Genomic DNA, 23,911 nt, shown 5'->3' on the forward strand with positions numbered 1-23,911 from the left:
TGCGCCGGCCGCGCCAGCGATGGCGGCAGGCCGCGGCTTCGCGCACGGGCGCGTCACATTCGGATGTCATCCATGCAGTTGCGCAACATTGCGATCATCGCCCACGTCGACCACGGCAAGACCACGCTGGTCGATTGCCTGCTGCGCCAGTCCGGCCTGTTCCGCGCCAACCAGCAGGTGCAGGATCGCGCGATGGACTCCAACGACCTGGAGCGCGAGCGCGGCATCACCATCCTGGCCAAGTGCACCTCGGTGGAATGGCGCGGCACCCGCATCAACATCGTCGACACTCCCGGCCACGCCGATTTCGGCGGCGAGGTCGAGCGCATCCTATCGATGGTCGACGGCGTGCTGCTGCTGGTCGACGCCTCGGAAGGGCCGATGCCGCAGACCAAGTTCGTGCTCGGCAAGGCGCTGCGGCTCGGCCTGCGCCCGATCGTGGTGATCAACAAGGTCGACCGGCCGGACCAGCGCGCAAGCGCGGTGCACAACGAGGTGTTCGACCTGTTCGCCGCGCTCGACGCCAGCGAGGAGCAGCTCGATTTCCCGATGGTCTACGCCTCGGCCAAGCAGGGCTGGGCGGCGGCCGCGGCCGACCAGCGGCCCGGCGACATGGCCGCGCTGTTCGCACTGATCGTGTCGCACGTGCCGGCGCCGAATGCCGACCCGAACGGCCCGTTCCGCATGCTGGTGACCACGCTGAACAGCGACCCCTATCTCGGCCGCATCCTGACCGGACGGGTGGAAAGCGGCCGGCTGGCGATCAACGCGCCGATCAAGGCGCTGTCGCGCAAGGGGCAGCTGCTGGAGCAGGCGCGCGCCTCGAAGCTGCTGTCGTTCCGCGGGCTGGACCGCGTGCCGATCGAGGAGGCGGTCGCCGGCGACATCGTCGCCATCGCCGGCCTGACCAAGGCGACGGTGGCCGACACGTTGTGCGCCCAGGACGTCTCGACCCCGCTGCCGGCCCAGCCGATCGACCCGCCGACGCTGGCGATGACCTTCTCGGTCAACGATTCGCCGCTGGCCGCGCGCGACGGCGACAAGGTCACCTCGCGGCTGATCCGCGACCGGCTGATGCGCGAGGCCGAGGGCAACGTGGCGCTGGAGGTGCGCGAGACCGCCGACCGCGATGCGCTGGAGGTCGCCGGCCGCGGCGAGCTGCAGCTGGCGGTGCTGATCGAGACCATGCGCCGCGAGGGCTACGAGCTGTCGATCAGCCGGCCGCGCGTGCTCTACCGCACCGACCCGGAGACCGGCCAGCGGCTGGAGCCGATCGAGGAGGTCGTCATCGACGTCGACGACGAATATGCCGGCGTGGTGGTCGAGAAGCTGACCGGCCGGCGCGGCACCATGACCGCGATGCGGCCGACCGGCGCCGGCAAGACCCGGCTGGAGTTCCACGTCCCGTCGCGGGCGCTGATCGGCTATCACGGCGAGTTCATGTCCGACACCCGCGGCACCGGCATCGTCAACCGGCTCTACCACGGCCACGAGGCCTATCGCGGACCGATCGAGGGCCGGCGCAACGGCGTGCTGATCTCCAACGGCGCCGGCCGCGCGGTCGCCTATGCGCTGTGGAACCTGGAGGACCGCGGGCCGATGTTCGTCTCGCCGGGCGACGACGTCTATGCCGGCATGATCATCGGCGAGCACAGCCGCGGCAACGACCTCGACGTCAACCCGCTGAAGGGCAAGCAGCTGACCAACATCCGCGCCGCCGGCAAGGACGAGGCGGTGTCGCTGACCCCGCCGATCCCGCTGACGCTGGAACGGGCGCTCAGCTACATCGCCGACGACGAGCTGGTCGAGGTCACGCCGAACACCATCCGGCTGCGCAAGCGCCTGCTCGACGCCACCGACCGCAAGCGGGAATCGAAGCGGATGGCCTCGTAGCCGCCCGGCGCCGCATCACGCGGCGCCGGCGGCGGCCTCCAGCGCGGCGATGTCGATTCGATGCATCTGCATCAATGCCGGCCACACCGCGGCCGCCTTCGGCCCGGTCAGCAGCGCCACCGCACGCTTCGGCACGATCTGCCATGACAGGCCGAAGCGGTCGCGCAGCCAGCCGCACTGGCTCTCGGCGCCGCCGTCGGCAACCAGCGCGGCCCACAGCCGGTCGGTCTCGGCCTGGTCCTCGGTGCCGACCGAGATCGATACCGCCTCGCTCAGCCGGAACACCGGCCCGCCGTTGAGCGCCTGGTAGGGCGTGCCGGCCAGCGTGAACTCGACCATCAGCACCGAGCCCGGCGCGCCGATCTCGCTGCCCTCGGGGTAGTGCCCGACCTGTTCGATGCGGCTGTCGGGCAGCAGCGTGCAGTAGAACTCCGCCGCCTGCAGCGCGTCGGCGTCGTACCACAGGCAGGTGCGGACCTTCGGCGCGGTCATGCGGCGGATCCCTGCTGAGCGGCCTGCTTCGCGCCGGCGAAATTCAGCATCCACGGCGTGCCGAAGCGGTCGGTGAACATGGCGAAGCGCTCAGCGAAGAAGGTCTCGCCCGGCGGCATCATCACCGCCTCGGCCCGCTCGGCCAGGGCCGCGTGGACGCGGTCGAACTCGGCCAGCGACGCCATCTGCAGCGACACCGAGAAGCCCTCGGGCTTGCGGTACATTTCTGCCGGGCTGTCCGACGCCATGATCGTCGCGTCGTCCAGCCGGACCGCCATGTGCATGACCATGTCGTCGCCGCCTGGCATCCGGCAGCCCTGGTCGGCGACGTCGGCGTTGCGCACCACGCCGGCGACCGTACCGCCCAGCGTCTTGGCATAGTGGGTCATCGCCTCGCGGCAGTTGCCTTTGAAGAAAAGATAGATCGTCGGCTGCATCGTTTTCGTGCTCCCGGTTCAGAGTGTCTGCGCGAGGGCTTCGAGCTGGTCGGCGGCCTTGCCCCAGCCGGCGTGGAAGCCCATTGCCTCGTGTTCGGCCTTCGCTTCCGCGGTCCAGTGCATCGCGCGGGCGTCGTAGCGCGTCTGTCCGTCGCCGGCGTCGGCGAAGCGGACGTCGGCGACCATGAACGGCCGCCCGGCAGGCCGCCAATCCGCCCCGAACGCGTCGGTGAACACCAGCCGTTGCCGCGGCACCACGGCGAGATAGACACCGACGTTCTCGACCCGCTCGCCGTCCGGGCCGTTCATCACGGTGAAGCACGATCCGCCCGGACGTAGGTCGAGCCGCGCCTCGGAGACGTACCAGGGCTTCGGGCAGAACCATTGCACCAGCAGGTCCGGCTCCACCCAGCAGCGCCACAGCTTGTCGCGCGGCGCGGCCAGCACGCGGCTGAGAACGAGGTCGTTGGTCGTGTCGGTCATGTCGACTCCCCGATGGTCCAGGCACGCAGCGGCCCGGCAGGCCGGTAGGTGTTGATCAGGACGCCGGACGGCGCGGCCTTCGTGCCGACGAGCGCGAGCTCGCGCGCGCCGGCCGCGTGCGAGAACAGGGGCTTGCCTCGGCCCAGCAGGACCGGGAAGACCAGCAGCAGCACCTCGTCGGCCAACCCCGTCTCGATCAGCGCCGGCGTCAGCGAAGAGCTGCCCCAGACGATCAGGTCCGGCCCGTCGGTGGCCTTGACGTCGCCAATGCCATTCACGATGTCCGGGCCGAGGTCCGCGACGGGCCCCCACGCGAGGCTGTCCGGCCTGTGGGTCACGACATGCTTCGTCGCACTGTTCAGGCTGTCGGCCATCGGGCCGACCTGGTGCGGCCAGTAGCCGGCGAAGATGTCGTAGGTGTGCCGGCCGAGAAGCAGGTCGAAGCGCGCGCCATGCGCCGTGCCGATCGCCGCGCCGACGGCCGGATCGTGATGCGGCGCCGCCCAGCCGCCATAGGCGAAATCGCCGTCCCGGTCCTCGTCTGGCCCGCCGGGCGCCTGGATCACGCCGTCGAGCGAGATGTGTTCGATGATCCTCAGCTTTCTCATTCTGCGTCGTCTTTCTGCGGCTGTTTCGGGTGTGCGGCGCCGACGCCGAACAGCAGCTCGATGTAGCGTCGCAGGTGGTCGACGCTGTCGCGTGCGATGGCGCGGTCGCCGGTGGCCTTGGCCAGGACGAACGCGCCCTGCAGCACCGCCTGGGTGTGGGCGGCGAGGCTGGCGGGGGTCCAGTCGGCCACGATCCCGCGGTCGCGCATCGCCGCCGCGATATCCGGCTCCAGCGTCGCGGCGTGGCTGAGGATGCTGGCGGCGCAGGCGTCGCGGATCGCCGGGTGCGACCCGTAGACCTCCTGCGTCATGGTGCCGACGAGGCAGGTGAATTCGGCGAGGTCGCCCGCGATGATGTCCTTGCGGAACGCGACGTAGCCGAGCACGCGGTCCAGCGGATCGGCGTAGCGGTGATAGGGCGCCTCGGCGAAGAAGCCGGCTGTGGTCTCCGACCAGTAGCCGGCGGCGGCGACGCCCAGCGCCTCCTTGTTCTCGAAGTGATGGAAGAACGCCCCCTTGGTCACCCCTGCGGCCCTGCACAGGTCGTCGACGCTGGTGGCGGCGAAACCGCGCGCCCGGATGACGTCGCGCGCCGCGTCCAGCAGGCGCGTGCGGGCGTCGCCTCTCTCCGGCTGATGCTTGGTGCGTCTGGGCATAGGCATTTAATACCGACTGGTTGGTATGTTTGCAAGCGGAATCGGCGTCGCCGGGGAAAGCTTGGAAGCGACGGGGATTCGACGAGACGGCCGGGTTCGCCATGGCGAAGCTGCGGCGACGGGATAGGGGCGCCGGCGCTATGCGTCCGGCACCAGCCGGGCGGCGTCGACCGGCCAGGTCAGCCAGGGCGTGACGGGCGTGCCCTCCGCGGCCTCGCGGCCGGCAAGCACCTTGACCTGCAGGTCGCCGACCCGGAACACCAGGCGGGCCGCGCCGCCGAGGAAGATCGGCGCGACCAGGGCGGCGGGCACGCCGGTCCAGGCCGGATCGGCCGGCGCGGCGGCGCCGACGACGATGTCCTCCTGGCGCACGGCGAGCAGCCAGCGGCCGGGCCTGTCGCCGGGCGGCGGCGGCACCGCAACCGCGGCGCCGTCGGCCAGCCGCCCGGTCCAGCGGTCGCCGTCGCGCCCGACCTCGACCGGCACCAGGTTGGCGGCGCCGATGAAATCGGCGGCGAAGGCGGTGGCCGGCGCGGCATAGAGTTCGCGCGCCGTACCGGCCTGCTCGACGGCGCCGTGGCGCATCAGGACCACGCGGTCGGACAGGCTCAGCGCCTCCTCCTGGTCGTGGGTGACCAGCAGCGTGGTGACGCCCAGCCGGTGCTGCAGCTCCTTCAGCTCGATCTGCATGTCCTCGCGCAGGCGGGCGTCGAGGTTGGACAGCGGCTCGTCGAGCAGCAGCAGCTTGGGCTCGGCGACGATGGCGCGGGCCAGTGCCACCCGCTGCTGCTGGCCGCCCGAAAGCTGGCGCGGCAGCTTGGCCGCATGGTCGGCCAGCTTGACCATGGCCAGCGCCTCGCGCGCCCGCTCGCGCTGGTCCGCGGCGGTGCCGCTGCGCTGCATGCGCAGCGGGAAGCGGACGTTCTCCAGCACGCTCATGTGCGGCAGCAGCGCATAGGACTGGAACATCATCGCCAGGCCGCGCCGCTCCGGCGCCAGCGCGGTCAGGTCGACGCCGTCCAGCACCACGCGGCCGGCCTGCGGGCGCTCCAGCCCGGCGACGATGCGCAACAGCGTGGTCTTGCCGCATCCCGACGGGCCGAGCAGCGACACGAAGCTGCCCTTGTCGACGGCGAGGTCGACGTCGGCCAGCGCGGTGAAGTCGCCGAACCGCTTGGTCACGCCGGCGATGTCGAGATAGGCCATGGCTCAGCCCGCCACCTTGCCGATGCCGAGCAGCCGGTCGATGGCGACCAGCAGCGCGACGGTCAGCAGCATCATCACGGTGGACACCGCCGCGACCGACGGGTCGGGCGAGAACTCGAGCTGGCCGTAGATCTTCAGCGGCAGCGTCTCCAGTCCCGGCGTGCGCAGGAACAGCGCCACCACCGCCTCGTCGAACGAGATGTTGAAGGCGAAGAAGGCGCCCGCCGCGATGCCGCCCAGCGCCTGCGGCAGCAGCACGAACCAGTAGCGCTGCCAGGTGCGCGCGCCCATGGTGCGCGCCGCCTCCTCCAGCGCCGGGTCGCTGTCCGCCAGCACGGCGACCACGGTGCGCACCACATAGGGCAGGGTGACCACGCTGTGCCCCAGCCACAGCGAGACGAAGGACGGCCCGCCGGCATGGCGCGAGAACACGATCAGCAGCCCGATGGCGAAGACGATCGTCGGCAGGATCAGCGGCGACAGCAGCAGGCCGGAGATGGCGGCCGCCCCGGGCAGCCGCCGCCGGGCGATGGCGATGGCGGCGGGCGTGCCGACCGCGGTCGCGGTGACGGTGGCAAGCAGGGCCAGCACCAGGCTGGTGCCGGCGGCGCCCAGATAGGCGTCGTCGGTCAGCACCGCGCCGTACCAGCGCAGCGACAGCCCGTTCGGCGGGAAGGCGATGAACTGGCTCTCGGAGACCGAGGCGCCGGCGACCACCGCCAGCGGCGCCAGCATGAACAGCAGGATGGCGCCGGTCAGCAGCCAAGCGACGAGCCGCGCGCCGGGCGGGGTGCGCCTAACCACGGCGCGGCCTTGCCAGCGCCAGCGTCGGCAGGATCATCGCCAGTACCGCGGCCAGCAGCAGCGCGGACTGGGCGGCGGCGAAGTTCCAGTCGAGCGTCGCGGTGGCCTGCTGGTAGATCGCGCCGGCCAGCACCGGCAGCCGCACCCCGCCGACCAGGTTGGGGGTGATGAACGAGCTGATCGACAGGGCGAACACCAACAGCGCACCGGACACGAGGCCGGGCAGGCTCAGCGGCAGCACCACCAGCCGCAGCGTGGTCCAGAAGCCGGCGCCCATGGTCCGCGCGGCTTCCTCCAGCGCGGCCGGGATGCCGTTCATCACGCCCAGCACCGTTATTGTCATGAATGGTAGCAATACCTGCACCATCGCCAGGATTATTCCGGTTTCCGTATGCAATAGCGCGAAGCTGCGGCCGGCGAGGCCGAGCGCGTCGGCGATGTCGGCGACCGTGCCGCCGCGCGACAGCAGGATGATCCAGCCGAAGGTGCGGATCACCACCGAGGTCATCAGCGGCAGCACCGTCAGCACCAGCAGCCAGAAGCGCAACCGGCGGCCGACATGGGCCATCACATAGGCCAGCGGGAAGCCGAGCGCGGCCGTCACCGCGGTGATGATCACCGCCAGCCGCAGGGTGCGCCACGTCACCGACAGGTAGTAGCCGTCGACGAAGAAGCGCTGGAAGTTCGACCAGACCGACAGGCCCGGTTCGGCCGGCACGAACGCCAGCACCAGCATCTGGCCGACCGGAAACAGGAAGGCGCCGAACAGCAGCGCCATGCCCGGCGTCACCAGCAGCGCCGGCTCGGCCGCGCGGGTCATGCCGCGTCCTCCCGTCGCCGGCCTGCGCCGGCGGGGGCGGGGATGCGACAGGTCGCGCGGCTGCCCGGGTTCACCGCGCGATGGTGCGGTTCCACGCGTCGGTCCAGGCCGGCCGGCTGTCGTTCACCGTCTCGGCGTCGAACCGGATCAGGCCCTGGATCGCTTCCTCGCCGTAGAGCACCGAGCCGGCGATCTCCGGCGCGAGCTCGACCGTGGCGTTGGTCGGCGAATAGCGCAGCTCCTCCGCCCAGCCGGCCTGCGCCTCGGCACGCAGCGAGAAGTCGACGAACTTGATCGCCAGGTCGGTGTGCGGCCGACCGGCGACGACGTTGGCGGTGATGAAGATCGCCGGCACGCCCTCGGACGGCTGTACGAATTCGACCGGCAGCCCGGCCTCCTTCAGCGTGTGGGCGTAGTCCTGGGCATAGGCGGCCAGCACGGTGCCGCCGGTGGCGAAGGCCTGCTGCATCTCCGGCGAGGCGGTGACGATGACCGTGTCGTTGTCGAGCAGCTGGGTGACGGCATCCAGGCCGGGCTGGATATCGGCCAGGTCGCCGCCGCGCACCTGGTTCAGCATCAGCAGCGTGAGCAGGCCGTAGGTGTTGGAGATGTCGGCGATGGCGACGCCGCCGGCGAGCGCCGGGTCGAACAATGCCTCCCAGCTGGTCGGCGCCGCGGCGAGCTCCTCGGTGTTGTAGAGCAGGCCGAGCGCAGCGATCGAGTAGACCGGGCCCTGGCCCTGTTCGATGCCGGCCACCGCGAACGGATACATGTCGCCATAATTGGTCAGCTGGTCGGGGGCGATCGGCACCAGCAGGCCCTCCTTCGCCGCCGTGATCTCCTGGCCGCCGGAGAAGTGGATCACGTCGAACTGCGGCGAGTCGGCCTGGGCGCGCAGCTGGGCCAGCGCGTCGGCCGAATAGGCGGTCACCACCTCGATCTTGACGTTGTACATCTGCTCGAACGGCTCGATCACCAACCGGCGGTGCGCCTCCTCATAGGCGCCGCCGAAGGAGTTGATGACCAGGGTGTCCTGCGCCGCGGCGGCGCCGGCCAGGGCGCAGAGCGCGGCGCCGATCGTCAGGCTGTTCAGCTTCCTCATCGCAAGTCTCCTCCGCTCGTCCGTTCGTTCACAGTTCGGGGTCCGCCAGGGGGGCGCCGGCCTCAGCCGTGCCGGCCGATCTCCACGACCTTCACACCCTCGGTCCGCGTCTTGCCGCAGGCGGCGGCAAAGGCATCCAGCCCCTCGGTCATGCAGCCGAAGATGGTGCAGGGGGTCCAGCCGAGCGGGCCGAAGATCCGCCCGCCCTTGCCGTAGAACAGGCCGAGCTCCCACAGCTCGTCGTTCAGGCCCTTCATCAGGTTCGGGGCCTGATAGAACCACAGCAGGTCGCCCGGTTCCGGAAAGCAGGTCTGGTTCTCCGGCGGCAGTCCGCGCGGATCGAAGGTCTGCGCCTCCGGCGGCAGGCCCATCATGATCTCCGGGCCGGCGAACATGGCGTGCATGGCGGTCGTGCGGATCGGCCGCGCCAGCGCGGTCCAGATCGTGTCGACGGTGACCGGCGCGGCGTCCTCGTGCAGGGCGATCAGCCCCTGGGTGCCGTCCTCGACGAAACGGGCATAGAGCGTGCGGCCGGCCATCGGCGCGGTCTCCCCTCGCGACATTGCGGTTCGGACCACGATGCGCGCGCGCCGCAGCGCCTGTCCAATCCGGTTTGCTTATGCCCGTGATAAGTTACCGTTATCAGACAGCGTTGGAAGTGATCGCGATCTGTTATCGACCGGGCATTCCATCATCCCGTGCGGCAGCTGTCGGGCGAATCCGTCGGCCGCCTCATGCGCGTGCGTCATGACCAGATCGACCATCGCCGACGGCATCGCCGCCGGATAGACCGCCAACACGTCGGTCGCCGGCAACGGCTTCTCGGTGGCGAGGCTGAGCAGCAGCCGCTCGTCGAGCTCGTGGCGGATCGCCGCCGGCGGCACGGCGGCGATGCCGAGGCCGTCGATGGCCAGCCGGATCATCGTCGCCAGCGAGTTCGACGAGTTCGACTGCACGCCGAGGAGGCTGCGGTCGTCGAAATAGCTCTCGATCAGCCGATAGGGCGGCGTGTTGGGCGGGAAGGTGATGATCGGCAGGCGGCCGAGCGCGTCCACCGAATAGCGGCGTCCCGGGTCGGCGAGCCGGGGCGAGGCGACCCAGGCCATGGCGAAACGGCACAGCGGCACCGCCTCGAACTGGCGGCCGCCGGGCGGCTCGATGACGAAGGCCAGTGCGACGTCGCCGGCCTCCAGCGCGCGGGTGAGATGCAGCGTGGTGTCGGCGATGACCTCCACCGTCACCCGCGGTGCCGCACGGCGGACCCGGTCGAGCAGGGCGGGCAGGAAGGTCTGGATGACGCTGTCGATCGCGCCGAGGCGGAAGGTACCCTGGTAGGTGGCGGGGTCGGCCAGCCTTTCGCGCAGGGCGGCCGCGGCGGCGACGATGGTCTCGGCATGGCGCAGAGCCTCGCGCCCCTCGGGTGTGAGTTCCACCCGATGGCGGTCGCGCACGAACAGCCGCACGCCCAGATCGCGCTCCAGCGCCGCGATGCGCTGGGAGATGCCGGGCTGGGTGGTGTGCAGCCTGTCCGCGGTGGCGCGGAAGCTCTTCAGCCGGGCCAGCCACAGGAAGGTCTCGAGAAACCGCGTGTTCATGGCCCCGGCAGCGCTGTGGCGATGCCGGGAAGGCTAGCGCCTCGCGGTCGGGATGGCCATTGCGACGGTCGTCGGCGCGATCAGCTCGCGGCCGCCAGCGTCGGCGGTGCGCTGACCAGCCGCCGCGACATGGTCTCGATCGCCGGCAGCGTCTGCGCCACCGCCTCGCGCAGCGCAGCGATCTCGGCCTGCCAGTCGGCCCTGTTGACGATCGCGTGCTCGAGCGCCCGCGCGCTCTTTGACACCAGGATGGCCTGGCAGTTGCCGGCCGCGCCGGCCAGCGTGTGGGCGATCGCCGCCAGCGCCTGCGGCTGGTCGGCCGCCTCGTCGACCCGTTCCATGGTGTCGCGGAACTGCCCGGCGAGCTGATTCAGCAGCTCGGCCACCGACTGCGCGCCGATGATGGCACGCAACTGGTCGAGGCCGCTCTCGGAAAGCAACGGATGGGCCTGGGCCTGGGTCACCGCGGTCTCCTCCGCACGCGTCTGTGCTTCGCCGCCGGGCGCGTCGCCGGTTCCGATCGCGGCGAGCCGCGGTGCCGCTGCGCCGCGCCGCTGGGCCGCGCGGCCGGTCCGCCGCAGCGCGACCTCGGACAGGGTTGCGAACAGCTGTTCCACATCGATCGGCTTCGACAGGCAGGCGGTCATGCCGGCGTCGAGATAGGCATTGCGCTGCTCGGTCATCGCGTTGGCGGTCAGCGCGACGATCGGCTGGTCGCGCCATTCCGGACCCAGGGCACGGATCGCCTTGCTGGCGCTCACCCCGTCGATGCCGGGCAGGCGCACGTCCATCAGCACCACGTCGAACAGTTCCGACTTCGCCGCAGCGATGGCGCTCTCGCCGTCGTCGACGATCCGCAGCGCGGCGACGTGCGGCGACAGCAGCTCGTTCAGCAGCAGCTGGTTGACCGCATTGTCCTCCGCCGCCAGCACGCGCAGGTCGGCGACATCCGGGCGCTGGCGCGCCGGCAAGGAGTCGTACGACCGGCGCGGCACCGCCGTGGCCTTGCGCAGGCTGACCGTGACACTGAACTGCGAGCCGACGTTCGGCTGGCTGGTGACGGCGATGCTGCCGTCCATCAGCGTGACCAACTGATGGCAGATCGCCAGCCCCAGCCCGGTGCCGCCGTAGCGGCGCGCGATCGACGGGTCGCCCTGGCTGAACTTCTGGAACAGGTTGCGGCGCTGGCCCTCGTCCATGCCGATGCCGGTGTCGATCACCTCGAACTTGACGTCGTACTGCTCGCCGGCGAGGGCGCGCAGGCCGCAGCGCAGGGTGACGCTGCCGTGCCCGGTGAACTTGATCGCGTTGCCGATCAGGTTGATCAGGATCTGGCGGATGCGCGTCGGGTCGCCGCTCAGCGCGGCACGGCCGCCGGTGCGGTCGTCCAGGTGCAGCGCGATGCCCTTGGCCCGCGCCTGCGGCTCCATCAGCCGCACGACCGCATCGATCTCCTCGTCCAGGTAGAAGTCGATCGCCTCGAGCTCGAGGTGTCCGGCTTCCAGCTTGGAAAAATCCAGGATGTCGTTGAGGATTGCCAGCAGGTTCTCGCCGCTGCTCTTGATCAGCTCGACGAACCGGCGCTGCTTGGTGGTCAACGCGGTGTTGAGCAGCACGGTGGCCATGCCGAGCACGCCGCTCATCGGCGTGCGGATCTCGTGGCTCATCACTGCCAGGAACTCGGACTTCGCCCGGTTGGCGGCCTCGGCCTCGTCGCGCGCGGCGAGCAGCGCCAGTTCCTGGCGCTTTTTCTCCTCGATGTCGGTCATCGTCCCGACCATGCGGCTGGCACGGCCGTTGTCGTCGCGCAGCGCCTTGCCGCGGGATTCCACCCACAGCCAGTCGCCGTTCTTGCGGCGCATGCGATGCGTCGCGGAATAGACCGCGAGCCTGCCGTCGAGATGCTGCTGGATCGCCTCGCACACCGGCGGGCGATCGTCGGGGTGCAGCAGGTCCATCCAGCTCTGCGGCCGCGGCGCGATGTCGGCCTCGTCGTAGCCGAGCAGCGCGCACCAGCGCGCCGAGTAGTAGGCCCGGTCCTCCAGCGTGTTCCAGTCCCAGACGCCGTCGTTGCTGCCGGCGAAGGCGAGGTTCAGCCGCTCGGTCATCGACTTCAGCGCGGCCTCGGTCTCCGCGCTCTTCCGTTCGCTGCGCAGGGTGACCACGGTCAGGATGCCGATGACCAGCAGGATCACCCCGCCGATCGCGATCGCCACCATCAGGTCGGTGCGCCAGCCGACCAGCACGGCGGCCTTCGGCACGGCGGTCGCCGCGATCACGCCGAGATCGGGCATCCAGCGATGGGCGACCAGCCAGTCGTCGGTGCGCAGGCTGGCCGAGGTGTGGGGCGAAACGGCGTTGTCGGCGCCCGGATCGGCGGCGACGCCGCGCAGCGGCTGCTGCCAGGCTGCCACGCCATGGGTCAGCGGGGTGCCGTCCGGGTGCAACAGGTCGGCCGCCTGGTTCTTCCAGGTGGTGACGCCGGTGATGGCCTCGGCGAAATAGGCGGGGTCGACATAGAGGGTGGCGGTGCGCAGCGGGCCGAGGACGTTGACCGCGACCAGGCCGGCGCCGACGTTCAGCGGGTCGTCGGCGCGTCCGCTGCGCTGCGGCCGGGTCAGCGCCAGTTGGGTCTCATCGTGGTCCAGCGGCGCGGCGAAGGCCGGCATGTCGGTGCGCCGCTCGCCGACGCGGGCCTGGTCGCTGGCCGCGATCACGGTGCCGTCGGCATCGACGATCTCGGCCAGGCGGACGTGGCGGACGACCGCGATGCGCTGCTGCAGGCGAATACCGGTATGGGCGAGCCCGGAGCCGGACTGCTCGACGCCGTCGATGAATTCGTCGCCAAGGTTGTGCAGCGCGACCAGCGATCGGTTCACCGACCGGTCCAACAGCAGCACGGATTGGCGCAGGGCCTCCTCGCCCGCCGTCAGCGCGCGCTCGTGCGACCACCACCCGGCGCCGGCGACGGCGGCAATCGTGCCGAGACCGGCCAGCAACAGGGTGGCCAGCGCCAGGCGCGTGTGCAGGGAAAGGCGTCGCATCAGGGTTCCGGCCGATCGGTACGAGTCGTTGGTTCACACTCGCCGGAGAATGGTGAACGGAGTGTAAACGTGCGTCCACCTGCCAAGACGTCGGCGGACGGGCGCCTCCCGCGGCTCAAAGTAAAGGGAAAGTCGGAAGGCAGCGTCGGACCATGTCTACTGCAGCAGACCGACCTGCTGCAGCTTGGAGCGGATGATGGTCTCGTCGAACGGCTTCATGATGTATTCGTTGGCGCCGGCCTCCAGCGCCTCCATGACATTCGGCAGCCCGTTCTCGGTGGTGCAGAACACCACGATCGGCTGGTCGTTGCCGTACTTGCCGCGCAGCTCGCGCAGGAAGCTGATGCCGTTCATCACCGGCATGTTCCAGTCGAGCAGGATGACGTCCGGCATGGCGACTTCGCAGCGTTCCAGCGCCTCGGCGCCGTTCTCGGCCTCCGACACCGTGATGTCGAGGTCGCGCAGGATGCGGCGCGCCACGGTCCGGACCACCTGGGAATCGTCCACAACGAGACAAGACGTCATCCGTGCTCACTCCTCAGTCGCGGCACTGCACGGGGCCGCGGATGCTCTTCGGTCGCCGAAAGGCATTCGGCCTCGCGGACTGACGCCGCGGGGCGGAATGGCGCGCATCCGTCCGGGGGCGGGAGGAGCGCTACCTGACAAGCCTAATCGCACTGCGTTAACGCGTGCCTAAAAAGCGCAATATTTACGCGAATATCCGGTAGTTAGCGCGGTCGGCCGGGTTCAGCCGAAGCCGTTGGCGTCGTCGATTTCGAAGATGCAGTCCTCGAACGCGAAGCCGTGGGCGAGGGCAGCCGGATCGTCGGCGCCGAACAGGCGCGCGGCGTTGCGGAACACGCATTTGGTGAAGCGGCACGGGATTTCGCCCCGGCCGGGCGCGTCGAGAATGAGGGCGTCGCCGCCGGCGAGCGCGCCGTCGAACACGCAATCCTCGAACGCGACCAGGCCGGCGGGCGTGCCGGTCAGGTCGATCTGGCCGGCGGTGACCCGCCGTGCGGCGATCCCGTCGGTGACGCCGGCCAGGCGCAGCGCGCGGCACTGGAACCGGTCCAGCGCCAGCTCGCGCACCGGCGGCGGGGCATCGCCGCCGAGGTCGAGCGGCCCGTCGAAGATCGCGTTGCGGAACGACAGCCGGCGCACATAACCGCCGGCGATGGCATAGCCTTCGGGATCCTTCGGCGCGGCGAGGTGGCAGTCGGCGATCTCCAGGTCGTTGGCCAGGCCGCTGACGCTGCTGGTGAACATGGCGCGCGGCGAATCCTGCGGGTCGGCCAGCAGCGGGTCTTCCGCCGGGTCGCCGTGGACCAGCCCGAAGTTGAAGCCCCATGCCTCGGCGGCGGTGTTGTCGACCATGGTGGCGTTGCGCAGCGAACCGCCGGTCGCCCGGTGATCCAGCCCGTTGTAGCAGCGCACGCCTTCGACGCCGTCGACATGCTGCTCGAACGCATAGTGGCTGTCGATCGCGGCGACGCAGTGGATCGCAGCGACATCGGCGATCCGGGTTGCCTGGGCGCCGAACGAGGCGATGGCATGCCAGCAGTCCTCGCCGACGATGTTGCGGTAGGTCGCGTTGCGCCCGCGCAGCACCATCAGCGCATAGCGGCCGCCATAGACGCGGGTGTTCTCGACCAGGCCGTCGATCAGGCCGACGCGGAACAGGTCGCCCGACTGGCCGACATTGTAGCCGTCGGCACCGACCGGCGGGTTGTGCTCGATCAGCTCGAGGCCGGAGAAGTGGGCGTGGGCGGGGGCCAGGTGGGTGCTGTCGAGGAAGGTGACGCCGCCGCTTTCGCGGAAGTCGGTCTCGAAGCGCAGGCCGCTGACCTTCAGCCGGCCGCCGCGGAAGATGCCGGCGTAGATCGGCTCGCGGGTGCTGAGCACGATCTCGGTGCCGGCGGGCGGCGTGGCGGCGAAGACGATGTCGTAGCCTTCCGAGTTGCCGCCGGACAGCGTGTAGTCCCGTCCGGCGGCGAGCAGGGCGCCGTTGCGCCGCACCTCGATCCCGTCGGGATCGGCCGCCCAGAACAGGCGATAGTGCAGCCGGTCGGCGATGCCATCCATGCGATAGGCCAGCCGGCGGTTCGGGTTGACCCGGTGCCGGGTCGGCGCATCCAGGATCAGCCGGTTGCCGCCGACCGCGGCGACGCGGGCATATTCGGTCGCAGTCCAGCTGCTGTTGCGCGGGGCGGCGAGGCGCAGGCCGGTCTGCACCGCAACCAGGTCGCCGACCCGGACCTGGGCGGCATCGGCGACGGTCAGGCCGTCGCCGCCGGGCAGGATCGCCCCGGTGACCGGCAGGAAGCCGATCTCCTCGGCGTCCAGGTACACCGTGCCGTTGCGTCCGGTGCGGCGGAACACGGCGCCATCGCCGACGATCTCCAGGCTGCGGCCTTCGCCGATGGTGGCGCGGACGTCGCTGGCCAGCAGGTAGGTGCCGGGTCCGACCGCCAGCGGCAGGCCGGTGCGCAGCGCGCAGTGCATGGCGCGCTCCAGCGCCGGGCCGTCGTCGCTGACGCCGTCGCCGCGCGCGCCGAACCAGGCCAGCTCGAGGCGGTCGTGCGCCTGGCGGTGCCAGCGTCCGGCGTCGGCCACCGGCTGCGGCGCGATGACCACGCCGCAGTCCTCCGGCGACGCGCCGCCGGCGACCCAGTCGAAGCGGCCGCCGCCGCCGTCGCCCGGTTCCCAGTAGCCGTCGACGTCCACCGCCGGCGCGGCCGCGGTCGCCAAGGCGCGCAGCGCATCGATGGTGCCGACGCGCGGCGCCACCGTCGGGCCGGCATCGGCCATGCCGGCCTGCTGCAGCGCCTGTGGGGCGCAGCCGGCCGCCAGTGCCGTCGCGCCCAGGCCGATGCCGCGCCGCAGCAGCCTGCGTCTGTCCAGATCCGTCACGCGACCCTCTCTATTGCGACAGGGCGGATATGACCGACCAACTTCATAAGAATCTGTTAGCCAAGCCTGCGCATGGCAACCGGATCGCGCATCCGCCGGAGTCACGACACGGGATACGCGTGTCACGCCGGCTCGGATCGCCGGGCGATCCCGCCGGACGATGCGGCCGGGCGGCGCGGCGCGCCGGCGGGGCGCCCGCTCACGCCTCCGGCGGCGGCTCGCCCTTGTCGCGGTTCTGCAGGTACTGCTTCGGCCGCCATGGGCGCGAACCCTTGACCACCGCGCCCTGCTCGATCTCGATGTGGTGGTGCACGATCTGGCCGTCGACATAGGCGGTGGCGGCGATGGCGACCGACACCGCCATCAGCTCGCCGGTGGCGGTGCCGGCCACCGTGATCTCCTCGGCGAACACCGAATCGCCGACCGTTGCGCCCTCGCGGATGATCACGCGCTTGCCGTGGATCTGGCCTTCGACCTGGCCGGCGATGTCCACCGGGCCGGTGCACTCGATCTCGCCGTTGACCCGCGCCGTCTCCTCGATGCGGACGTCGCCGGCCTCGATCACGCCGTCCAGCGCGCCGGCGATGCTGGCCCGGTCGGCGGTGACCACCGAGCTGACCTGGGCGCCGACGCCGACGACGATATCGCGGGAGTTGATGTCGCCCTCGACCTCGCCGTGAATGCGGCAGGACCCGTCGTTCTCCAGCCGCCCCTCGACGCCGCCGCCGCGCTTGACCTCGATCGTGCCGGCCTCGACGTTGCCGCGCACCGCGCCGCCGACGATCGCCTCGGCGGCGACGATGTCGCCCTCGACCCGGGCGCCGCTGCGGACCTCGACCCGCCGGCCGCGGATGTCGCCGATCAGCACGCCCCGGATCACGATGTCGTCGCTGCCGCGCAGGTTGCCGCGCAGGGTGAGGTGCGGGCCGATGACGGTGCATTCGGGCGTGATCGCCGACTGCCGCGCCGCCGGCGACGTCGCCGCCGGCCGCGGGACCGCGATTTCCGGCGCCGGCGCCGGCGCTGCGGGCCGCCGCGCCGGTGTCTCCGCCGCGGGCCCGCCGGCCGCCTCCGCCTCGCTCCGGTCGCGTCCGCCAATCAGTCTCAGCGGCATCCCTGTCCTCGGTGTTCCCTGCGGCTGCCGGTTCCGCCGGCCCGATCGGGCCCGCGCCGGCGCGCCGGTGCGGCGAACCGGCCGCCGGCTTCGCGCGGTCCCGTCGCCCGAGCGGCGCTCAGCGGGCGTCGATCCGGACCGCTCAGGCCTCGGCCGCCTTGGCGCCGTCCTTGGTCTCGGCCTTGTCGTCGGACTTGCCGCCCGACGGCTTGGCGGCGCCGTTGCCGGACCGGGCCGAGGCGGGGGCCTTGGCTGCGCCGTGGCGCAGCTTGCCGTTGACCACCGCGCCGGACTCGATCGACAGCGAATCGTAGCTGACGTCGCCGTCGAGGCGGCCGGTGCCGCTGATGCGCACGGTCTTGCCGCTGATCTCGCCGGTAACGTTGCCCAGCACCTCGATGCTCTCGGCATGCACGCTGCCGTTGACCGTGGCGCCCTGGCTGACGATGACGCTGCGCGACGTGATGTCGCCGTTGACCCGGCCGTCGACGCGGATGTCGTCGTCGCCGCTGAGGTTGCCCTCGATGGTCAACCCGCGGCTGACCACCGACATGTCGGCCGAACCGCCCGCCCGCGCCGGCGCGGGTGCGCTCGGCGACGGCACCGGTGTCGGCCGGCTCACCTGGGCGGGACCCGCGGCATTGGCGGGATTCGGACGCTCGACGTCAGGCTCACCACGATCGCTCTTGCCAAAGATCGACATATCACGTCCCTCCATTGCTTGGCCTTGCGCAGCCTTCTGGGACAACCCAAAAGCATTTCGCGCACCCCCCCGTCAAGGGCGGCAGGATCGATTCGCGCGCGGCTCCGCGGCAGCCCTCGGCGGCGGTCCGGCGGTGCCGGACGCCGCGCCCGCCGGCTACTGGCAGGTGCCGTTGGCCCAGGCCTCGTCGGGTGCGCGTTCGGCCGGCAGGTGCGCGCGCAGATCGTCGACCGCGGCGGCGAAACCGTCCAGCGAATAGCGCTCCTCGCCGGTGCCGGCATCGTCGGTGAAGCCGAGATCCAGGGTCGTGCCGCCGGTCAGCGCCGGCAGCAGCCGCTCCACCGCCTCGGGCTGGACGAACAACTCGCCGTACATCTCGGTGTAGACGGCGTCGGGCTCGGTCAGTGCCGCGATCTTGTCGCCGTCGACCGCGACGCTGAGGGTACCGACGGTGCCGAAGGCAAGGCCGCCGGACGGCACGAAGCTCATCGCCAGGCCCGTCTGCGGGTCGCTCTCGTCGTCCGGGAACAGCATCAGATAGCGCCCGTCCAGCCCGGTGGCGGCATCGGTGACCGGCACCAGGTGGCAGGCCGCCTCCTCGTAGGACACGCACGGGGTGCAGCTGACGATCCAGGCGCCGTGCACCGCCTCATAGGGCGCCGGCACCGCGACACCCTTGCCACCGCTCTTCGCCATTGCCACGCCGCCGGCCGCCGCAAGCCCGCAGGCAAGCGCAACGAGCGCCGCCGCCGGCCGTCCCCAACCGCTCCACATCGCCCGGTCCTCCCGCTAGTGCCGCCGCGGCAGGGCCGATCGGCGACGGTGCCACTGTGCCACGGCTCAGCCCAGCGCGCCATCCCGCCGCAATCGGTCGATCGCATCGGCGTCGGCGTCGAGCCAGTCGCCCAGCACCTCGTCGCTGTGCTGGCCCAGCGTTGGCGGCGGCCGGCGATAGGCGACCGGCGTGGCCGACAGCTTCAGCGGGTTGCCGATCAGCGGCGCCGTGCCGTCGCCGCCGGCCTGCGGGTGGGGCATGGCGATGCGCATGCCGCGCGCCGCCGTGTTCGGGTCGGCGAACACGTCGGCGATGGTGTTGACCGGCGAGCAGGGCACGCCGGCGGCGGCAAGGCCGTCGATCCATTGGTCGCGGGTCTTCGCCGCCATGTAGGCCGGCATCGCCGCATAGAGCGCGGTGCGGTTGCGCACCCGGTCGGCGTTGGTGGCGAAGCGCGGGTCCGCGGCCAGGTCGGCGGCGCCGGCGAAGCCGCACCAGCGCTGGAACTGGGCGTCGTTGCCGACGGCGAGGATGACGTGGCCGTCGGCGGCCTCGAACACCGAGTAGGGCACGATGTTCGGGTGCTCGTTGCCGCGGCGCTGCGGGTTGATGCCGGAGACCAGATAGTTGGTGCCCTCGTTGATCAGCCAGGCGATCTGGCAGTCCAGCAGGGCGACGTCGATGTGCTGGCCCTGGCCGGTCCGGTCGCGGTGGCGCAGCGCCGCCAGGATCGCGATCGTCGCGTACATGCCGGTCATCACGTCGGCGATGCCGACGCCGACCTTGGTCGGCGGGCCGTCGGGCTGTCCGGTCACGCTCATGATTCCGCCCATCGCCTGGGCCAGCAGGTCGTAGCCGGGCCGGCCGGCATAGGGCCCGTACTGGCCGAAACCGGTGATCGAGCAATAGACCAGCCGCGGGAATGCGTCCCTGAGGTCGGCGTAGGACAGGCCATAGGCGGCCAGCGCGCCGACCTTGAAGTTCTCGATCAGCACGTCGGCGCGCTCGGCCAGGCGGCGCACCAGCGCCTGGCCGGCCGGGGCGGCGAGGTCGACCGCGATCGACCGCTTGTTGCGGTTCGAGGACAGGTAGTAGGCGCTCTCCGCGGTATCGTTGCCGTCGGCGTCCTGCAGATAGGGCGGGCCCCATTTGCGGGTGTCGTCGCCGGCGCCCGGCTTTTCGACCTTGATCACGTCGGCGCCGAGGTCGCCCATCAGCTGGGTGCAGGTCGGCCCGGCCAGGATCCGGCTGAGGTCCAGTACCCGCACCCCGGCCAGCGGTCCCGCCGGCGCCGCCGCGTCATCCTGCGATCCATCCATGGCCCGTCGGCCTCCCTATCCGCTTGCCCTCGTCCGCGCCGATCCATATCACGACAGCCGCGAGGGCGACACGGCCGCCGGCCCACCCTCGACCGACAGCGGACGAGGAGGGGACGATGGCCGACGCGACGACCGGCAGCGATCTTGCTGCACGCTTTCCCGGCGCGATCATCCGGCCGTTCAACGGCATCTGGCCGCGGATCGCCGACGATGCCTTCATCGCGCCGGGCGCCGTTGTGGTCGGCGACGTGACGATCGGGCCTGAGGCGAGCGTATGGTACGGCGTGGTGCTGCGCGGCGACGACCATCGCATCCGGGTCGGCGCGCGCACCAACATCCAGGACGGCACCATTGTCCACGTCTTCAACGACGGCCAGACCACCCATTCGACCGAGATCGGCGCCGGCGTGATCGTCGGCCATGCCGCCAAGCTGCACGGCTGCATGCTGGAGGACGGTTGCCTGGTCGGCATCGGTGCGATCGTGCTGGACGGCGCGACGGTCGGCCGCGAGGCGCTGGTGGCGGCCGGGGCGCTGGTCTCGCCCGGCAAGGTCGTGCCGGCGCGCCAGCTGTGGGCCGGCAGTCCGGCCCGGTTCAAGCGCGACCTGACCGAAGCGGAATGCGGGTTCCTGGCCTGGAACGCCCAGCACTATGTGGAACTCGGCGCAAGCCACAAGGCATAGCGTCGCCAAGGCGGCGCGGTCGAGCGGCTTGCCCGGCGCCGCACCGCCGGCCTAGGCTGGCTGCGGCGACCGCGCATCGCCCGCGGCGCGGCCAGTCGGAAGACCCGCGGGCGGCAGGGAGGGTCGACGATGGCAGGCTGGCACATCTCCGGGCGCTACATGGAAACCTGCAACTGCGCCTTCATCTGCCCCTGCATCGGCTCCAACATGGCCGACATGCCGACCGAGGGTGACTGCAAGGTGGCCATCGCCATGCAGATCGACGAGGGCGAGAAGGACGGGGTCCGGCTGGACGGACTGGCCTTCATCGTGGTGATGCGGTCGCCCGGCGCGATGGCCGACGGCAACTTCAAGGTCGGCCTGATCGTCGACGCGCGCGCCAGCGACGCCCAGGTCTCGGCGATCGGCGCCATTGCCTCCGGCGCAGACGGCGGACCGATGGTGGCGCTGGCGCCGCTGGTCGGCGAGATGGCCGGTGTGGAGAGGCGCCCCATCGTCTTCGAGGGCGAGGGGATGAGCTGGCGGGTCACCGCCGGCGACCTGGTCGACCAGGCGGTCGAGGGGGTGCCCAGCCTGGTCGCCGAGGGCGAGCCGATCTACCTGGACAACGCCGCCCATCCGGTCTCGACCAGGCTGGCGCTGGCCCGGGCGACGCGCAGCCGGTTCCATGCCTTCGGCATCGACTGGGACGACGCCAGCGGCAGCCGAAACGGCCATTTTGCACCCTTTGCCTGGCGCGGCTGAGACGGAGCGCGGACCGTGCCGTGACCGCGCTGCTCCCGCCCGGCGTCCGGCGCCGTGACGGCCTGACCGCGCTGGCCAGCCTGCTCGCGCTCGCCGCCCTGGCCTGGGCATGGCTGTGGCGCGAAGCGGAGCGGATGCGATCCATGCCGATGCCGGCCGACGACGGCGCGATGCCCGCCGCCATGGGTTCGATGGCGATGCCGGCGGAGCCGGTGTCGGGCGCCATGGCGTCCATGGCGATGGCGCCTGCCCTGCACGACTGGGCGGCCGGCCCGCTGCTGCTGACCGCGCTGATGTGGATGGTCATGATGGTCGGCATGATGCTGCCCAGCGCGGCGCCGGCGATCCTGCTGTACGGCGCCATGGTGCGGCGCAACCGCGCGCGCGGCGTGTCGCTGCCGGCGGTGTGGACGTTCGCGGCCGGCTATCTCGCCGTCTGGGCCGGGTTCAGCGTCGCGGCGACCCTGGCGCAGGCCGGGCTGCAGCAGGCGGCGCTGTTGTCGCCGATGATGGCGTCGACCGATGCCGCGCTCAGCGGTGCGCTGCTGGTTGCGGCTGGCCTGTGGCAGTGGCTGCCGCTGAAGCAGGCCTGCCTGCGCAAGTGCCGCGCCCCGCTGCAGTTCTTCATGTTCCGCTGGCGCGCCGGGGTCGCCGGCGCCTTTCGCATGGGCGTCGAGCACGGCGCCTTCTGCGTCGGCTGCTGCTGGGCGATCATGCTGCTGCTGTTCGCCGTCGGCGTGATGAACCTGCTGTGGGTCGCGCTGATCGCGGGGTTCGTGCTGGCCGAAAAGCTGCTGCCGGCAGGCACGCTGGTCGGGCGGCTGGCGGGCGTCGGCTTCGCGGCCGCCGGCATCTGGATGATCGCCGCAGGCTGAGGCCGGAACGAATTGCGGCGGGAGGCCAGGCCTCCCGCCGCGATCCGCACTATGCCTTCGCTAGATAAAGGGCTTGCTGCTTAATTCGGACGGCTCACAGCACCGCAGCTTCGCTGATCGAGCAGCAGGTCTCGGTCGGCTTGTCGTCGCCGCGGTCGCTGGTATCGTCGTTGCCACCGGTGTCCTCATTGCCGCCGGGGTTGTCGTTGCCCGAATCGGCCGGCGAGGAGTTGTCGGTGCGGTCGTTTTCCCAGCCGATGTGCTCGCCCGGATCGCGGTAGGAGAAGTCGTAGGGCTCGTCGCTCTCCTCGATGGGTTCGTCGTTCTCCGGGATGGTCTCGGTCGGCTCGCCGGCGGCCGGCTCGATCGCGACCAGGCAGGCGGCCGGGTCCATCTCGCACAGCACGACCTGGGCGGTCTGCAGCAGCGGCGGGCAGTCGGTGCCCAGATCCTGCACGAACTGCCACAGCACCTGGGAATCGTTGCTGGACATCGCGTTGCCGAACTGGTCCCAGTGGCGCTCGTTGCAGCTGATGAAGGCGTCCTGGGCATTGGCGACGCCGGCGCTGAGCGCGATGCCGGCGGTCATGGCGAAAAGGACGGACTTGGCGGCGTGAATGCGGGTCATCGTGTAGCTCCCTGTTAACGTGACCGGAGGTCTGGGCGGTTCGAGTTGCCGGCGATCATCGGCTCGGGGTGCCGATCCCTCGTCGCCGGCGCTGTGACCGACCATGTGGTTGCCGCCTGTGGCCGACCATGGGCTGCGCTGCGGAAATGCCGTGAACAATCGCGGCTTTTCACGGTTAACGCGCCGCCTTTGCGCCAAGGTTGCAACAAGATTGAGGTTAATGCGGCAGGCCGCGCCGCGCGGTGGCGCTTCTCACACCGGCCGCGCGGGCGGAAAGGCTTTGCGGACAGCGCGTTGCGCACCCGGCGGCTTTGGGCCAATGTCGCGCCGGTCCGGCGACGCGCCGGCGGGTCCACGCACAGGAAATGTCGAGCCATGCTTCGCGAGATCTTCCGAACCGGCCGGATCATCCCGGTGATCACCATCAGCGACATCGACGACGGCGTCGCCCTGTGCCGGGCGCTGGTCGCCGGCGGGCTGACCACGCTGGAGATCACCCTGCGCACGCCGGTGGCGCTGGATGCGATGGCCGCGGTGCGCGCCGCCCTGCCGCAGGCGACCGTCGGCGTCGGCACGGTGATGACCCCCGGCCAGCTTGGCGAGGCGCAGGCGCGCGGCGCCGCCTTCGCGGTCTCGCCCGGGCTGACGCCCGCCCTGATCGAGGCGGCTGCCGGTGCGACCGCTGCTGCCGGGCGCGCAGACGGTGTCGGAAGTGATGCGGGCGCGCGAGGCCGGCTTCACCTTCCTGAAGTTCTTTCCGGCGGAATCCACCGGCGGCACCACGACCCTGCGCGACTTCTGGCCGGTGTTCCCGGACACCGTGTTCTGCCCCACCGGCGGGATCTCGATGGGCAACGCCCCGGACTATCTGGCGATGCCCAACGTGCTGTGCGTCGGCGGCACCTTCATGATCGCGAAGGACAAGGCGACCGCCGGCGACTGGGCGGCGGTGGAGGCGGCGGCGCGGGCGGCCAGGGCGCTCGGCTGACCGCCGGCCCGCGTTTTCTCGCCGGACCG

24 protein-coding genes and 1 pseudogene are annotated in these 23,911 nt (G+C 71.1%); 6 read left to right on the forward strand and 19 right to left on the reverse strand.

Annotated elements, in window-relative coordinates; all coding sequences use genetic code 11:
* The first annotated feature begins 72 nt into the window (after positions 1 to 72).
* Positions 73 to 1,893: a translational GTPase TypA gene (gene typA / locus R3F55_07595; protein ID MEZ5667282.1), complete on the forward strand. Its 1,821-nt coding sequence runs from the start codon at positions 73 to 75 to the stop codon at positions 1,891 to 1,893.
* Between the two features lie 15 nt (positions 1,894 to 1,908).
* Here the strand turns inward: typA and R3F55_07600 are convergent, their stop codons facing one another.
* The 18 genes from R3F55_07600 to R3F55_07685 all read right to left on the reverse strand — a co-directional run bounded on the left by R3F55_07600 (position 1,909) and on the right by R3F55_07685 (position 19,964).
* Positions 1,909 to 2,385 (reverse strand): VOC family protein, encoded by a 477-nt coding sequence (locus R3F55_07600; protein MEZ5667283.1) that lies wholly within the window; start codon positions 2,383 to 2,385, stop codon positions 1,909 to 1,911.
* Complete coding sequence (locus R3F55_07605) at positions 2,382 to 2,822, reverse strand: VOC family protein (GenBank protein MEZ5667284.1); 441 nt, start codon at positions 2,820 to 2,822, stop codon at positions 2,382 to 2,384. Before R3F55_07605 ends, R3F55_07600 begins: the two co-directional genes overlap by 4 nt.
* An 18-nt stretch (positions 2,823 to 2,840) precedes the next feature.
* The gene (locus tag R3F55_07610) at positions 2,841 to 3,305 is read right to left on the reverse strand and encodes an SRPBCC family protein (GenBank protein ID MEZ5667285.1); all 465 of its coding nucleotides are present in this window, start codon (positions 3,303 to 3,305) and stop codon (positions 2,841 to 2,843) included.
* Positions 3,302 to 3,913: a dihydrofolate reductase family protein gene (locus tag R3F55_07615; GenBank protein MEZ5667286.1), complete on the reverse strand. Its 612-nt coding sequence runs from the start codon at positions 3,911 to 3,913 to the stop codon at positions 3,302 to 3,304. Before R3F55_07615 ends, R3F55_07610 begins: the two co-directional genes overlap by 4 nt.
* Entirely contained in the window at positions 3,910 to 4,569 is a 660-nt protein-coding gene (locus R3F55_07620) for a TetR/AcrR family transcriptional regulator (GenBank protein ID MEZ5667287.1), read from the reverse strand. The genes R3F55_07615 and R3F55_07620 overlap by 4 nt, the downstream gene beginning before the upstream one ends.
* Positions 4,570 to 4,707: 138 nt before the next feature.
* On the reverse strand, positions 4,708 to 5,775 hold the full coding sequence (locus R3F55_07625) for an ABC transporter ATP-binding protein (protein MEZ5667288.1): 1,068 nt from the start codon (positions 5,773 to 5,775) through the stop codon (positions 4,708 to 4,710).
* 3 nt (positions 5,776 to 5,778) lie between these two features.
* On the reverse strand, positions 5,779 to 6,579 hold the full coding sequence (locus R3F55_07630; GenBank protein MEZ5667289.1) for an ABC transporter permease: 801 nt from the start codon (positions 6,577 to 6,579) through the stop codon (positions 5,779 to 5,781).
* A complete protein-coding gene (locus R3F55_07635; GenBank protein MEZ5667290.1) occupies positions 6,572 to 7,399 on the reverse strand; it encodes an ABC transporter permease in 828 nt (275 codons plus the stop codon). The genes R3F55_07630 and R3F55_07635 overlap by 8 nt, the downstream gene beginning before the upstream one ends.
* Positions 7,400 to 7,469: 70 nt before the next feature.
* Complete coding sequence (locus R3F55_07640; protein ID MEZ5667291.1) at positions 7,470 to 8,501, reverse strand: ABC transporter substrate-binding protein; 1,032 nt, start codon at positions 8,499 to 8,501, stop codon at positions 7,470 to 7,472.
* 62 nt (positions 8,502 to 8,563) lie between these two features.
* Complete coding sequence (locus tag R3F55_07645; GenBank protein MEZ5667292.1) at positions 8,564 to 9,040, reverse strand: DUF3830 family protein; 477 nt, start codon at positions 9,038 to 9,040, stop codon at positions 8,564 to 8,566.
* 78 nt (positions 9,041 to 9,118) lie between these two features.
* A complete protein-coding gene (locus R3F55_07650; GenBank protein ID MEZ5667293.1) occupies positions 9,119 to 10,096 on the reverse strand; it encodes a LysR family transcriptional regulator in 978 nt (325 codons plus the stop codon).
* Positions 10,097 to 10,176: 80 nt separating this feature from the next.
* Entirely contained in the window at positions 10,177 to 13,140 is a 2,964-nt protein-coding gene (locus R3F55_07655) for an ATP-binding protein (GenBank protein MEZ5667294.1), read from the reverse strand.
* A gap of 156 nt (positions 13,141 to 13,296) precedes the next feature.
* The gene (locus tag R3F55_07660) at positions 13,297 to 13,665 is read right to left on the reverse strand and encodes a response regulator (protein ID MEZ5667295.1); all 369 of its coding nucleotides are present in this window, start codon (positions 13,663 to 13,665) and stop codon (positions 13,297 to 13,299) included.
* A 222-nt stretch (positions 13,666 to 13,887) separates the two neighbouring features.
* Positions 13,888 to 16,053 carry a hypothetical protein gene (locus R3F55_07665; protein ID MEZ5667296.1) on the reverse strand — a complete coding sequence of 722 codons (2,166 nt, stop codon included), beginning with the start codon at positions 16,051 to 16,053 and terminating at the stop codon, positions 13,888 to 13,890.
* A 199-nt stretch (positions 16,054 to 16,252) separates the two neighbouring features.
* Entirely contained in the window at positions 16,253 to 17,167 is a 915-nt protein-coding gene (locus tag R3F55_07670) for a polymer-forming cytoskeletal protein (protein MEZ5667297.1), read from the reverse strand.
* 142 nt (positions 17,168 to 17,309) lie between these two features.
* Positions 17,310 to 17,789, reverse strand: coding sequence for a polymer-forming cytoskeletal protein (locus R3F55_07675; GenBank protein ID MEZ5667298.1), 480 nt, complete (start codon positions 17,787 to 17,789; stop codon positions 17,310 to 17,312).
* A gap of 237 nt (positions 17,790 to 18,026) precedes the next feature.
* On the reverse strand, positions 18,027 to 18,566 hold the full coding sequence (locus tag R3F55_07680; GenBank protein ID MEZ5667299.1) for a hypothetical protein: 540 nt from the start codon (positions 18,564 to 18,566) through the stop codon (positions 18,027 to 18,029).
* 144 nt (positions 18,567 to 18,710) lie between these two features.
* Positions 18,711 to 19,964, reverse strand: a complete 1,254-nt coding sequence (locus R3F55_07685; protein MEZ5667300.1) for a CaiB/BaiF CoA-transferase family protein — start codon at positions 19,962 to 19,964, stop codon at positions 18,711 to 18,713.
* A gap of 116 nt (positions 19,965 to 20,080) precedes the next feature.
* On the opposite strand from R3F55_07685, the gene R3F55_07690 reads away from it, so the two are divergent.
* The 3 genes from R3F55_07690 to R3F55_07700 all read left to right on the forward strand — a co-directional run bounded on the left by R3F55_07690 (position 20,081) and on the right by R3F55_07700 (position 22,266).
* Positions 20,081 to 20,647, forward strand: a complete 567-nt coding sequence (locus tag R3F55_07690) for a gamma carbonic anhydrase family protein (GenBank protein MEZ5667301.1) — start codon at positions 20,081 to 20,083, stop codon at positions 20,645 to 20,647.
* Between the two features lie 129 nt (positions 20,648 to 20,776).
* Positions 20,777 to 21,391, forward strand: a complete 615-nt coding sequence (locus R3F55_07695) for a DUF1326 domain-containing protein (protein MEZ5667302.1) — start codon at positions 20,777 to 20,779, stop codon at positions 21,389 to 21,391.
* Positions 21,392 to 21,411: 20 nt separating this feature from the next.
* Entirely contained in the window at positions 21,412 to 22,266 is an 855-nt protein-coding gene (locus R3F55_07700) for a DUF2182 domain-containing protein (protein MEZ5667303.1), read from the forward strand.
* 94 nt (positions 22,267 to 22,360) lie between these two features.
* Here R3F55_07700 and R3F55_07705 read toward each other — a convergent pair whose 3' ends face one another.
* The gene (locus R3F55_07705; protein MEZ5667304.1) at positions 22,361 to 22,894 is read right to left on the reverse strand and encodes a hypothetical protein; all 534 of its coding nucleotides are present in this window, start codon (positions 22,892 to 22,894) and stop codon (positions 22,361 to 22,363) included.
* A 375-nt stretch (positions 22,895 to 23,269) separates the two neighbouring features.
* On the opposite strand from R3F55_07705, the pseudogene R3F55_07710 reads away from it, so the two are divergent.
* Positions 23,270 to 23,512: pseudogene (locus R3F55_07710) on the forward strand (keto-hydroxyglutarate-aldolase/keto-deoxy-phosphogluconate aldolase).
* Positions 23,513 to 23,609: 97 nt separating this feature from the next.
* The gene (locus R3F55_07715; GenBank protein ID MEZ5667305.1) at positions 23,610 to 23,882 is read left to right on the forward strand and encodes a hypothetical protein; all 273 of its coding nucleotides are present in this window, start codon (positions 23,610 to 23,612) and stop codon (positions 23,880 to 23,882) included.
* Positions 23,883 to 23,911: the final 29 nt, after the last annotated feature.

This window comes from Alphaproteobacteria bacterium, from assembly GCA_041396705.1.
Classification (GTDB): Bacteria; Pseudomonadota; Alphaproteobacteria; order CALKHQ01; family CALKHQ01; genus CALKHQ01.